Genomic DNA, 14,442 nt, shown 5'->3' with positions numbered 1-14,442 from the left:
ACGCTGCGGATTCCGTCTTCAACTCAGCGGGCTGCACTGCGCTCACCTGACCCCATCGTCTCTGGTTGTAGTGGATGCCTTCTCGCGACACGACCGGCGAGCTGGAGGAGATCGATGCTCCCGTTCACCGGGTCTCGCACGAATCGACCGGGATAACTCATTCCCGGACCTTGTTGCCGGATCTCGAACCGGAGATCCGAAAAGCACACGAGTTCCGCTTGCGCGGGACCGTCGAGGCTCACCGTCGGCACACCACCGGGACCGCGCAGGACCCGGATCTCGTTGTCCCCGTTGACGAAACGGCCGACGCACTCGTCCGGCGTGCGTATTCGGTCCAGTTCCGGGGCCGGGCCGAAGAGCGGCGTGTGCCCCACCGGAATCCCCGCCGCGCGCAGTTCTTCCACCAGGCGGTCCCACATCCGGATGCCGGTGCCCGCATTGCTGGTGAAGGCGACGACCGTCCTGGCGCGCGGATCGAACCGCAGGTGGCAGGACCCGCCGTTCGCGGTTCCGTCGTGCCCCAGCCATTCCGTCGCGGTGTCCCGGTACACCGCCCAGCCGAGCGCCCAGCCGTCCGCGATCCCGGGCGGCACCGTCATGCCGGTCAGCTGATCGGTGGCCATCGTGCTCCGCGCGGCCGCGCTCAGCAAAGTCGGCCCAGTCGGGATCGTCAGCTGTGTTCCGGCGAGCACGGCGAGATCGGCCGCGCTCAACGCGAGACCGCCGGCCGGTTCCTCGATGATCGGCAGGGCTTGGCGCTCGATCGGCACGGCACGCCCGTCCCGGTGCGTATGTCCACATGCGATGGTGCGATCGGGCGGCTCGGCCAGCACGAACGCCGGCGTGATGCCCAGTGGCGCCAGCAGCATCGTGTCGACGGCCTCCCGCCAGGTGACACCGGTGAGCTGCTCCACGAGGTGACCGAGCAGGAGGTAGCCGACGTTGGAGTAGGAGAACACCGATCCCGGTCGGTGCACGAGGTCCGCCTCACGGAGGTGGTCCGCCACCCACCGGCTCCGCTGCCGGGTGCCCAGCGTGCGCTCGGCCACGTCGGAGGCCAACCCGCCGGTGTGGCTGAGCAGGCCGCGCACGGTGAGCCGGTCGGTGCGCCCCGCCGCGGGCCCGCCCAGTTCGGGGAGGTACTCGGCCAGCGGCTCGTCCAGTTCGAGGTCACCGTCGTCGAGCAGCATCATGGCGAGGGTCGCGGTGGCCGGTTTGGTCAGCGACCCGAGCGGGAACGCCGTGTCCGTGGTCACCGGCCCGCGACCGGGGCCGGCGTCACCCACCACGGTCTGCCAGCGGCCTTGCGGGGTGTGCACGGCGAGCTGCGCGCCGGGGACGCCGAACTCCGCGCGGGTGCGCGCGAGCAGGTCGTCGAGGAACGGCTGGTCGATCACCGTCGGCTCCCCCGCAGCTCCCCGACGATCCCGTGCAGCGCCTCGTCCAGGTACGCGGCGAGGCTTCGGATCGTCTGCTCGGTGTGCGCGTCGGTGCTGAACCGGATCTCGAAGCGCAGCGTGCCCTCGCCCACCGCACCGATGAAGTCCAGCAAGTGGCTCAGTGCCTCCGCAGGGCTCTTCGGTTGCCCGAGCGTGTCGTGGAACCTGCCGAACGGGAGTAGCCGCCCCGCACCGTCGGCGCCGTCGACGACACCGTGGTAGTTGAACATCACCTGCGGTCGCGCACGGGACGCGAGCGCGGCGCCGGGTGTTCCCTCGGCGGAGAGGTGCCGCAGGGCGCCGTAGCCGAGCCCGTTGCCGGGGATCGTCCGCAGTTGCTTGCGCACCGAACGCACGACGGCCCGCCAGTCCACGGTCTCGTCGACTTCGAGGGCGACCGGGAAGATGCTGGTGAACCAGCCGACCGTGCGCGCGATGTCGACGTCGTCGAACAGTTCCTCCCTGCCGTGCGCCTCCAGCTCAAGGTGCGCCGTGTGCGTTCCGGTCCACCGCGCCAGCGCCCAGGCCACCGCGCTCAGCAACACGTCGTTGACGCTGGTCCGCAGCACCGCGGGCGCACCACGAAGCAGCACCTCGGTGTCGGCGGCGCTCAAGGAGACCTGGACGGCCTGCGTCGACGCCGCCAGGCGGAGTCCCTCCCGGTCCACCGGCAGTGGCGCCGGCTCCGGCATCGCGGTCCAGAAGTCCAGTTCGCCGTCGAAACCGCCGCGCTCGGCATGGTGCAGCAACCGGCGCGCCCACGCCTGGTACGACGAGCCCTTCGCGCCGAGGTCCGGCTGCTCGCCGGCGACCGCCTGCCGGTACGCGACGCCGAGGTCGGCCAGCAGCACCTGCCAGGACACCGTGTCGACGGCCAGGTGGTGCACGGTCAGGAACAGGTAGCTCGGCCTGCCGGCGCCGGTGTCGAACACCAGCGCCTTGAGCAGTTGTCCGCCTGCCAGGTCGAAACCCGCGTCCGCCTCGGCCGCACGCGCGGCCATCGCCTCGGACAGCCGTGACGAGTCCGTATCGGACAGGTCGAGCACGGTCATCAGCTCGACGTCGGCGCCGGTGCCGTCCTCGATGTACTGGCGCCACCCCGCGCCCGCGCGCTCGAACCGCAGCCGCAGCGCGTCGTGGTGTGCCGCCAGCGCACGCAACGCGGCACCCAGCGCGGCGGGGTCGACGTCGTCGGACAGCTCGGCGGTGACGGACTGCGTGAAGTGGTGCGGTGCGACCGTGACGGTCTCGAAGAAGTCGTGCTGCACCGGCGTCAGCGGAACCTCCCCCGACATCGCGGCCGTGTCCACCTCGACGGCCCCGGTGACGGTGACGACCTCGGCCAGGTCCCCGATGGTCTGCCGCAGGAACAGGTCCTTCGTGGACACCGCGAGACCCTCGGCGCGTGCCTTGAACACCAGTTGGATGCTCAGGATCGAGTCGCCGCCCAGTTCGAAGAAGTTGTCGGTCACGCCGACCCGCTCGACGGGCAGGCCGAGCACGTCCGCCCACACCCGCGCCAGCGCGCGTTCGGTATCGGTGCGCGGCGGCACGTGCGTGCCGCCGGCCAGGTCGGTCACCGCCGGAGCAGGCAGCGCGCGCCGGTCGAGCTTTCCGCTGGAGGTCAGCGGCAACCGCTCGACTTCGACGACCGTGCCGGGCACCGCGTACGGCGGCAGGTGCTCCGCGAGGAACCGGCGCACCTCCACCGGGTCCACCGCCTGATCCGCGGCTGCCACCACGTAGCCGACCAGTCTGGCCACACCGCGCTCGTCGGTGCGCACCGCAGCCGCCGCGGCGCTCACCCGCGGGTGCCGCGACAACGCGTTCTCCACCGCACCCAGCTCGACCCGGAAACCGCGGATCTTGACCTGGTCGTCGGTACGGCCGACGAAGACCAGGTTCCCGTCCGGCAACCAGCGGACCAGATCACCGGTTCGGTAGACCCGGGCGTCCGGGTCACCAGGCCGGAACGGGTCGCGCGGGAACCTCCGCTGCGTCAGCTCCGGCGCGTTCAGGTAGCCGCGGCCCACCCCGCCGCCACCGATGTACATCTCACCGACGACCCCGATCGGCACCTGCCGCAGGTGCTCGTCCAGCACGTACACCGGGGTGTCCGGCAGCGGCCGGCCGATCGGGACGTACGGTTCGCCGCGGAACGCGTCCTGGACCTCCCGGTACGCGGAGGCCTCGAACAGGGTCACGTCGACGGTGGTTTCGGTCGCGCCATAGGCGTTGATCACTCGGGTGTCCGGACCGATCCGGCGCAGCAACTCGGCGGACTCGCCTGCCTGCCAGCCCTCGGAGCCGACCGCGAGCACCCGCAGCGAGTCCAGCCGGGCGTCCCGCCAGGCGAGCTCCTGGCCGATCGCCCTGGCCAGCGCGGGGACCGTGACCATGACCTCGGCCGAGGTCCGCACCAGCAGGTCGACCAGTGCGACGGCATCGGTGACCGACTCGGCCGGACAGATGATCATCTCGCCGCCGAAGACGGTGGACCACAGGAAGTCGGAGAAGAACAGGTCCACGCCGAAGCCGGACACCGACAGGCACCGCGGTCGCATGTCGGCCAAGTCGTAGTACACGTCCCACACCCGAACCAGGTGATCGACGTTGCGGTGTTCGATCAGCACACCTTTGGGCCTGCCGGTGGAACCGGAGGTGAACATCAGGTAGGCGAGGTCGCGCACGCCCACCTCGACGTCCGGCGGGGTGTCCGGCAGCTCGGCCAACCGGTCGCGCTCGGTGTCCAGGAGGACCACGGACCGGATGGCGTCGGCCGCCTGCTCGTCCCGGCACAGCGGCAGCAGGTCCGCCTCACTGACGAGGATGGACACCGCGGCGTCGGCGGCCATCTGGCGCACCGTGTTCGGCGGGTACTCCGGGTCGAGCGGCACGAACGCCGCGCCCGCCCGCAGCACGCCGAGCATCGCGACCACCGCGCGCACCCCGCGCGCCACGCACACCCCCACCAGCACGTCCGTGCCGGCGCCGAGTGCGACCAAGCGGTGCGCCAGCCGGTTCGCCTCGGCGTCCAGTTCCGCGAACGTCAACCGCTCGCCGCCGCAGCTGACCGCGACGTGGTCCGGGCGCTGCCGCACCTGCTCGGCGAACCGGTCCTGGACCAGGCGCCACGCGGGGTGCTCGTACGGCACCGCGTTCCACTCCGCCAGCTGGTCGCGCTCGGCCGGGGTGGCGAGGGGCAGTTCGGCCAGCGGCACCTCCGGCGCGGTCGCCACCCCGGTCAGCAGCATCCGCAGGTGCTCGCCGATCCGCTGTGCGGTAGCGCGGTCGAACAGCGCCGTGCTGTAGCTCAGGCTCCAGGTCAGCACGCCGTCCTGCTCGACGAAGTCCACCGCGAGGTCGTGGCTGACGTCGCCGCCCTCGATGGGCAGGCGCTCCAACGGCGCGAACGCTCCGTCCAGTCGCGTCGGCCGTGGCGTGTTCTCCAGCGTCACGATCGTGTCGACCAGCGGCGGGCGGCTGGGATCACGCTCCTCGGTGAGCAGGTCGACGAGCTGATCGAACGGCACGTCACCGTGCGCGAACGCCTCCAGCACCGTTTCCCGTTCCCGCTCCAGCAGTTCCACGAAGGTGGCCGACTCGTCCACTGTGGACCGAAGCACGAGGGTGTTCACGAACAGGCCGACCACGTTCTCCAGCTCGGCCCGGTCGCGGCCCGCGACGACGGTGCCCACCGCGATGTCGCCCTGCCCGCAGTAACGCGCCAGCAACACCCGCACGGCGGCGGAGAGGACCATGAAGAGCGAGGCGCCCCGCGCCCGCGCCAGCGCGGCCAGGGCCTGGCTCAGTTCGGCGTCGACCGCGAACTCCAGCGCGTTGCCCGCCGACTCGCGGATCGGCGGACGCGGCCGGTCCACCGGCAGCCGCAGCGGCTCCATGCCGTTCAGCCACTCGCGCCAGTACTCCAGGTCCTGCTCGGCACGTGGCCCTTCACCGCGTTCGCGCTGCCACACCGCGTAATCGGCGTAGCGGAGCGGCTGCGGCGGCAACTCCGGAACCGCACCACGCATCCGCGCCTGGTAGCAGGTGACGAACTCGTCCGCGAGCAGGCCCGTCGACCAGCCGTCGGTGATGATGTGGTGCATGGTCAGCACCAGTACGTGCTCGGCTTCGGCGGTACGCACCAGTCGGGCCCGCAGCAGCGGACCGTGCCGCAGGTCGAACGGCTCCGACAGCTCCTCGGCGAACTGGTCGGCGAGCGCCGCCTTGCCGTCCGTCCTGCCCGTCAGGTCGATGGGTTCGAGTGCCGGTGCGGTCGCCTTGCCGATGCGCTGCACGGCACGACCGGCCACGACGTCGAACGTGGTGCGCAACGACTCGTGCCGCTCGATCAGGTCGGCGAGCGCCGCCGCCGCCGCGGCACGGATCGACGAGCTCGGCGCCGGATCGGTGATCCGGATCGGCAGCAGGGTGTTGTACTCCGCCGAGGTCGGGTCGAACTCCGCGTGGAACCAGAGCCGCTGCTGTGCGAACGACAGCGGGATCTCCACGCCCGGGTCCGCGGCCGGGATCGTGGCGAGCACGCCGTCCGTCGCCGGTTGGCGATCCAGCACGGCCGCGAGTTCCGCGACGGTGGGGGTGTCGAACAGCTGCCGCGGCGAGAGTTCCGCGCCGAGCCGGGAGCGGAGTCGGGACACGACGCGAATGCTGAGAATCGAGTCCCCACCGAGCTCGAAGAAGCTCGCCGACGTACCGATGTCCTCCGTGCGGAGGCCGAGCACCTCGGCCATCGCCTCGGCGACCGCCGCTTCTGTCGGCGTCCTCGGCGCCTGGTGGTCGGCCGAAGACGGTGCGGCGGATTTCGGGGCCGGCAGCGCGCGCGTGTCGAGTTTTCCGTTGGGCGTCAACGGCAGCCTCGGCACGGGAACGAACATCGAGGGGATCTGGTGCTCGGCCAGCACACCGGAGAGGTACGCGCGCAGTTCAGCGCTGTCCGGCGGGTTGCCGGGGTTCTCGCCGACCACGTAGCCGACCAGGAAGCGGTGTCCGTCCACGCCCTCCCGCGCGAGCACCGCGGCCTCCGCGACGGCGGAGTGCCCGGTGAGCGCCGCCGTGACCTCACCCAGCTCGATCCGGTACCCGCGGATCTTGACCTGGCCGTCGGCCCGGCCGAGGTGGTCCAGCCGCCCGTCCGGCGCCACCCTGGCCAGGTCGCCGGTCCGGTAGATCCGGCCGAAGGCCGGGTGCTCGACGAACCGCGCCGCGCTCAGCTCCGGGCGGTTCAGGTAACCGCGGCCCACCCCCGCACCGCCGACGCACAACTCGCCGACCGCACCGAGCGGCACCGGCTCGCCCCGCTCGTCGAGCAGGTGGACGGTGTAGTTGGGCAGTGGCCTGCCGATCGAGATCCTGCCCCGCTCGGCGACGTCGTCGGGGTCCACCTCCTGGCAGGTGACGAACACGCAGGTCTCGGTGGTCCCGTACATGTTGACCAGCCGGGTCGGTGCGTCGCCGTAGTGGTCGAACCAGGTGCGCAGGTGGACCGGTTCCAGGTTCTCGCCACCGATCATGAGCACACGCAGTGCGGGAGGCACCGCCGCCCCGCGCTCGACCGCCACGCGGACCAACTCGCGGAAGGTGGTCGGCGTCTGGTGCAGCACGGCCACCCGCTCGGTGTGCAGCAACTCCCACAGTCGCACGGGATCGCCGGCGACGTCCTGCGGCACCACCACGACCGTGCCGCCGGTGGCCAGGCATGCCCACATCTCCCAGACCGAGACGTCGAAGGCGTAGGAGTGGAACACGGCCCACACCTCGCCCGGCGCACAACCGAACCGCTGGGTGGTGTGCTCGATCATGTTGACCACGTTGCGGTGCTCGATCAGCGAACCCTTGGGCCTGCCGGTGGAGCCGGAGGTGAACAGGACGTAGGCGAGGTCGTCCGCACCGACCTCGACGCCCGGTGGCTGTGCCGGGTGTGTCGAGATCACCGGCTTGTCCGTGTCCACCAGCACCACGTCCCGGCCCTCGACGGGCAGGCCGGGCAGCAGCTCGGAATCGGTGACCAGCAGCCGCGCGCCCGCGTCGGCGATCATGAACGCCTGCCGCTCGCGCGGGTAGTCCGGCTCGATCGGCAGGTAGGCCGCACCGGCCTTCATGACCGCGAGCAGTGCCACCACCATGTCCGCGTCCCGCCGCAGGCAGACCGCGACCGGGGTGTCCACCGCCGCGCCGCGCGACACCAGGTGACGTGCCAGCTGGTTGGCCCGCGCCACCAGTTCCGCGTAGGTCAGGGTCGCCCCGGCACGCACCGCGACCGCGTCCGGCGTCCGGCGTGCCTGCGCGTCGACCAACTCGTGCACGCACAGCGGGGACACGGGCGCGGAGGCGCCGCCGGTGTGCGCCGACAACTCCGCTCGCCGCCGCCGTCCGAGCAGGGCCAGCGCGCTGACCGGGGTGTCCTCGTCGGCCGGTATCGCGTCGATCAACGCCAGCAACGCGTCGATCAGGGACCGGATGGTCTCCGGCTGGAACTTCTCGGCCGCGAAGTCGATCAGTCCCACCGCGCCGTCCGCTCCCTCGCGGACCGCCACGACGATGTCCTCGCCTGCCACCGGAGTGGTGCCGGTGTCGCGTAGCAGCACGCTGACCGACGTCTCGGGCACGCGGTCGTCGTCCGCGGTGTGCCCGGCGTACCGCAGCGCCTCGGCCGCGCTCGCCACGATCCGGCCGAGTACCAGGGGAAAGGTCTCGTCCGGGGGGACCAGGCAGTCGACGGCGAGGGTGTCCGTCCCGGGACCCGCCGTGCCGAGCACGAACCGCGACTGACCCGTGAACCTGCTGACCAGCACTGCGGTCACGGCGAGCAACGTCGTCCGCAGGTCCGTGTCGTGCCGGGCGGCGAGCTCCCGCAGGCCGGTCATCCGCCGCGCGGTGATCTCGAACCGGCGTTCGCCGCGGCGGCCGGTGACCGTGTGCGGGCGGCGGTCGGCGGCCAGTTGTGCCGGTTCCGATTCGGCCAGGCGGTTCAGGTACCCGGCGACCGCGTGCGGCGCCACCTCGTCCGGGACGGGCACGCGAAGCGGCCGGAGCGGGTGTGCCGCGAACGCCCGGAGGTGTTCGAGCATCCGGTCGGCCAGCTGTTCGACCGTGTCCGCGGAGAACAGGTCGGGGTCGAACCTGAGCACCAGTTCGATCTCGTCACCGGTGTGGACGGCCACCCCGAGCGGGAAGGTGGTGGCCTCCTCCGCCTGGATGTCCACCACCCGCAGCCCGTGCCTGCCCGCGGTCTCGGTGTCGAAGGGGAAGTTCTCGACGACGACCAGGCTGTCGAACAGCCGGTCGCCCTGCTCGCCCTCGCCGCGCACCCGCGCCAGTGAGACGAAGTCGTACTGCCGCGTCGCGACCTGCCGCTGTTGCAGTTCGGACAGCCAGTCGGCGACGGGCAGTCCCTCCTCGAACCGCACCCGCACCGGCAGGGTGTTGATGAACAGGCCGACGCAGTCCTCCACGTCCGGCAGGTCTTCCGGCCTACCGGACACCGTCGCGCCGAACACCACGTCGCGGTCGCCGCTGTGTTCGGCCAGCAGCATCGCCCAGGCGGCCTGCACCGCGGTGTTCACGGTCAGCCGGTGCTTCTTCAGGGTGGCGGTGAGCGCCTCGGTGGCCGGCCGGTCCAGTCGGACCCGGTGCGTCGCGTCGCACCGCACCGGGTGGCCGGGCTCCGGCTCGCGGTCGTAGGGCAACCTGGTCGGACCCCGGTGCCCGGCCAGTTCGCCCTGCCAGAACCGCCGCGCCTCCTCGTGGTCCCGCTCCGCCAGCCACTCCAGGTAGGTGCGGAACGCCGGCCGCGACGGCAGCACGGGTTCGGTGCCCGCCACCAGCGCGTCGTAGCTCGCGCACATGTCCGCCCAGACGTGCCCGGTGCTCCACCCGTCCAGCACGATGTGGTGCGAGCTGCGCACTACCAGCACGCGGCTCGCGGACAGCCGGATGATCACCAGCCGCAGCAACGGCGCCTCGGTCAGGTCGATGCCCTGCTCCGCGTCCTCTTCGAGCAACTCGGCGATCCGCCGCCGGCGCTCCGGCTCGGACAACCGCGAGAAGTCCAGCATCCGCACGGGGAGGTCCGCCCCGCGGTGCACCACCTGCAGCGGCTGCGGCACGTCGTGCCAGCGGAACGACGTGCGCAGGACCGGGTTGTGCGCCACCACCCGGCGCCACGCCTCGGCCAGCAGGTCGGGGCGAGCCACGCCGTCGAGTTCGAAGCTCGTCTGTTCGAAGTAGGTGCCGGCGTCGGATTCGACCAGGCTGTGGAACAGCATGCCGCTCTGCATCGGGGTCAGCGGGTAGACATCCACCACGCCGGCCGCGTCGCCGAGCACGGTGTCCAGTTGCGACTGGGTGAGCCGTGCCAGCGGGAAGTCCGACGGCGTTGCCCCGCCGACGCCGTCACGCAGGCAGTGCCGCACGAGCTCACCGAGCACCGCCACCAGCCGGTCGGCCAGCCGCCGCACCGTGCTCTCCCGGTGGATCCCGGCGGAGTACACCCAGATGAACTCCAGGCGTCCATCGGCGACCAGGCCGACCACGTCCAGCAGGTACGGCCGCGTCTGGTCCGGGTGGTGATCCGCGCCGATCAGGGGCAGCCGCTCGCGGTACAACGGGCCGGCGCCGGTGACCGTGTCGAACACGCCCAGGTAGTTGAAGCTCAGCTCGGGCAGCGGATGCCCGGCCAGCTCGGTGGACTCGCCGAGGTAGCGCAGCGCGTCGTAGCCGATCCCCCGGTTCGGGATCGCGCGCAGTTGCTCCTTGACCGAGCGGATCAGCGCCCCTGGCCCGTCCCCGGCGGGCATCCGCAGCAGGGTGGGGAAGTGCGTGGTGAACCAGCCGACCGTGCTGGAGACGTCGATGTCGTCGCCGAGGTCCTCGCGGCCGTGGCCCTCCATACCGACCGCGACCAGGTCGTGCTCGCTCCACTCGGCGAAAACCTTGCCGACCGCGCTGAGCAGGAGGTCGTTGATCCGCGTGCGGTAGGCGGCGGGCGCCCGGTGCAGCAGCGCATCGGTCAGGTCGGCGTCCAGCGCGGCCGACAGCGTGCGTTCGCCGCCCGCGGTGTTCGGCCCGTCGAAATCCCGGGGCAACCTCGGCGCGGCGGCCGGGTCCATCTCCCGCCAGTAGTCCAGCTCCGGCTCGAACCGGCCCTCGGCGGTGACCTCGCCGAGCCTGGTCGACCACTGCTGGAAGGAGGTCGTCTTCTCCCCCGGTTCGGCCGCCACGCCCTCGGACTCGTGCCGGTAGAACTCCTCCAGGTCTTCCAGCAGTATCCGCCAGGACACCCCGTCGATGACGAGGTGGTGCACCACCACGAGCAGATGGGTGTGCTCCGGGGCGTGCACGACCGACACCCGCAACAGCGGACCGTTGGCCAGGTCGAGCCCGGACTGCATGGCCTCCGCGTGTGCGGCCACCGCTTCAGAACTGTCCACGGTGTACAGAGACACCACGTCGTACCGCTCGGCCGGGTCGTTGTGCTGCCGCCACTGCCCGTCCTGTCGCCGGAACCGCATCCGCAACGCGTCATGCTTGGCCAGCAGCGCGGCCACGGACCGGCGCAGCGCGGTCACGTCCACCTTCGGGTCGATGCCGAGGTGCATGGTCATCGTGTAGTGCTCGGGGTGCACCGGGTGCGCCTCGAAGAACCACCGCTGGATCGGCGTGAGCGGCACGGCGCCGGACACCACGCCCTGTTCCGCCGCCACGGCCGTGGTCACGGTGTCCCGCAACGCGGCCAGCTCGCCGACCGTCTGGTTCCGGAACACGTCCTTCGTGGACAATTCGAGTCCGGCCTTGCGGAGCCTGGCCACCAGCTGGATGCTCAGGATCGAGTCGCCACCCAGCTCGAAGAAGTTGTCCCGCACCCCGACCCGTGCCACGCCGAGCACCTCGGCCCAGGTGTCGGCGATCAGCCGCTCGGTCTCGGTGCGCGGCGCGAGGTAGTCGGTGCCGGTTTCGGCCGGCCCCACGGGTTCCGGGAGCCTCGCCCGGTCCACCTTGCCGCTGGGCGTGGTCGGCAACTCCGCCAGTGGCACGAACATCGCGGGCACCATGTAGTCCGGCAGGCTGCGCCGCAGGAATGCCCGTAGCGCACCGGTTTCCGGCACTGTCGTGCCCGGCTCGGCGACCAGGTAGGCGACCAGACGCGGCCCCACGCCGTTCGACACGGCGGTCACCGCGACGTCCGCCAGGTCCGGGTGCGCCAGCAACGCGCTCTCCACCTCGCCGAGGGTGACCCGGAACCCGCGCACCTTGACCTGGTCGTCGGCCCGGCCGAGGAACTCCAGGTCGCCGGTGGCCAGCCACCGGCCCAGGTCGCCGGTCCGGTAGAACCTGCGGCCGTTTCGGCGCACGAAGCGTTGTCCGGTCAGCTCAGGACGATTGTGGTAACCACGAGCGACGCCGTCGCCACCGATGAAGATCTCACCGGGGACACCGATCGGCACCGGCTGTCCCGCCTCGTCCAGCACCTCGACGACGGTGTTGGGCAGCGGCTTGCCGATCGGCACGAAGGTGCGGCCGGCCAGCGACTTCGGTGTCGGCCGGTGCACTGTGGAGTCCACCGTGGCCTCGGTGCCGCCGTACGCGTTGAACACCAAAGCTTCCGGTGCCACCTCGTCGAGGAGTTCCTGGCAGTCCGCGATCCGCCAGCCTTCCGAACCGACCGAGATCAACCGCAGCGTCCCGAGGCCCCCGCCCCTGGTCCGCGCCTCGGCGACCAGGGTGGCGGCCAGGCTGGGCGCCAACTCGATCCCGGTCGCGCCGGTGCGCTCGATCAGGTCCAGCAGCCTGGGCGGCTCGGTGACGAGATCGGCCGGGCAGATCAGCATGGTGCCGCCGAACAGCGCGGAGCGGATGAAGTCCGCGAGGAAGAGGTCCACCGAGATGCTGGACACCGACACGAACCGCGGCCTGGTCTCGGCCAGCCGGTAACGCCGGTCCCAGGCGTGTGCGATGTAGTGCAGGTTGCCGTGCTCGACCTGCACCCCCTTGGGCGTTCCGGTGGAGCCGGAGGTGTAGATCACGTAGGCGAGGTCGTCCGGCGTCACCTCGACGGCCGGCGCGGTGCGTGGCCGGCCGGCGATCCGCGCGGCGTCGCTGTCCAGGCAGATCAGCTCGGCCGTGCCGGCCACGAGGTCACGCAGGCCGGATTCGCCGAGCACCACCGTCGCGCCGCTGTCCGCCAGCATGAACCGGATCCGCTCGGCCGGGTACGTCGGATCCAGCGGCACGTACGCCGCCCCTGCCTTGAGGATGCCCAGGATGCCGACCACCAGTTCCGGACCTCGGTGCAGGCACAGCCCGACCAGCCGGCCGGGTCCGAGGTTCATGCCGACCAGCTCGTTGGCGATCTGGTTCGCCCGCGCGTCCAGCTCCGCGAAGGTCAGGCGGGTGTGGTCGAACTCCACGGCGACCGCGTCCGGCGTGCGCCGTGCCTGCTCGGTGAACAGCTCGTGGAGCGGTCGGGGCGTGCCCTGGTCCACGGCGGTGTCGTTCCAGGCGTCGATCCGCCGTCGTTCGGCGGGTGCGGTGACGCCGAGCTGACGCAGGGGCGTGTCCGGGTGAGCGGTCACCTGCTCCAGCAGGTGCACGAGGTTGGCGGCCAACCGTGCGACCGTGTCCTCGTCGAACAGCTCCGTGCTGTACTCCAGGCTGGCGTGGAGCGCCCCGTCCCGCTCGGTGAACTCCAGGCTCAGTTCCCTGGTGGCGCTTTCCCTCGGCAACGGGAACGGTTCGGCCGTGAGGCCGGGGAGGTCGAACACCATGCCCGGGGTGTTCTGCAACGTCACCGTCGCCTGGACCAGCGGGGTGCTGCCGGTGTTGCGGTCCGGTACCAGTTCCTCGACCACGTGCTCGAACGGCAGGTCGGCGTTGTCGAACGCGTCGAGCACGGTGTGCCGCACCCGGGCGAGGAACCCCCGGAAGCTCAGCTCACCGTCTACTGTGGAGCGCAGGGCGACGGTGTTGACGAAGAGGCCGACGACGTTCTCCAACTCGGTGCGGGACCGGCCGGAGGTGATCGTGCCGAGCGTCACTTCGCGTTCCCCGCTGTATCGGGAGAACAGCACCTGGGTCGCGCCGAGCAGCACCATGAACAGCGAGGCGCCCGCACCGGAGGCCAACGCGCGCAGGGCGGTCGTGGTCGTCGCCGGCACGGTGAACCAGTGCAGCGCACCGGCCGGGCCGAGCAGCAGCGGGCGCGGCCGATCGGTGGGCAGCCGCAACACCGGCGCCCCGTTCAGCTGCTGCCGCCAGTAGGCGAGCTGCGCGTCCATCCGGCCGGAGTCGACCTGGTCGTTCTGCCACACCGCGAAGTCCGCCCACCCCAGCGGCAGTTCCGGGAGGTCCGGGGCCGTACCGAGCACCGAAGCGCGATAGCACTCGCAGAAGTCACGGACCAGCACACTCATCGACCACCCGTCGGTGACGGCGTGGTGGATGCTGAGCACCAGCACGTGCTCCTGCGGCGCACAGGCGATCAGCACAGCCCGCAGCAGGGGGCCCGCGACGAGGTCGAACGGCGTCCGGGACTCCTCGGTGAGCAGCCGCTGGAGTTCCACCTCGCGGTCCGAAGCGGACAGTCCGGTCAGGTCGACGTGGCGCAGCGACGGTTCGCCTGCCGGCTGGATCAACTGGGCACCGACGCCGTCGGCGGAATCGAAGGTCGTGCGCAGTGCCTCGTGCCTGGCCAGCACGGCACGCAGCGCCTCGGCAACGGCGTCGCGGTCCGTCTCACCGGTCAGCCGCACGCCGACCGCGGTGTTGTACTGGACGCCGCCGGTCTCGAACTGGTCGAGGAACCACAGGCTCCGCTGGGCGTAGGACATCGGCAGCGCGCCGTCGCGCGACACCCGCGGGATGCGCTCGTCGCCGGCCGCTGCCGGGCCGGTCCCGGCCAGCCTGCTCTCCAGGAGTTTCCTGGCGTGTTCCGGCAGCGAGTCGATCCGCTGCTGCCGTTCCGTCCGCGCTTCGGTCACCGCAC

Annotated in this window: 2 protein-coding genes; both read right to left on the bottom strand. The window is 71.5% G+C overall.

The features are described from left to right. Window positions 1-23: 23 nt before the first annotated feature. On the bottom strand, window positions 24-1,397 hold the full coding sequence (locus ALI22I_RS17710) for a serine hydrolase domain-containing protein (protein WP_077006613.1): 1,374 nt from the start codon (window positions 1,395-1,397) through the stop codon (window positions 24-26). Beyond that, entirely contained in the window at window positions 1,394-14,437 is a 13,044-nt protein-coding gene (locus ALI22I_RS17705; protein WP_077006612.1) for a non-ribosomal peptide synthetase, read from the bottom strand. The genes ALI22I_RS17710 and ALI22I_RS17705 overlap by 4 nt, the downstream gene beginning before the upstream one ends. Window positions 14,438-14,442: the final 5 nt, after the last annotated feature.

The sequence above is a fragment of the Saccharothrix sp. ALI-22-I genome, from assembly GCF_001984175.1.
Classification (GTDB): Bacteria; Actinomycetota; Actinomycetes; order Mycobacteriales; family Pseudonocardiaceae; genus Actinosynnema.
Note: the sequence above shows the minus strand (reverse complement) of the source record. Positions and strands in the feature narration are given on the sequence as shown.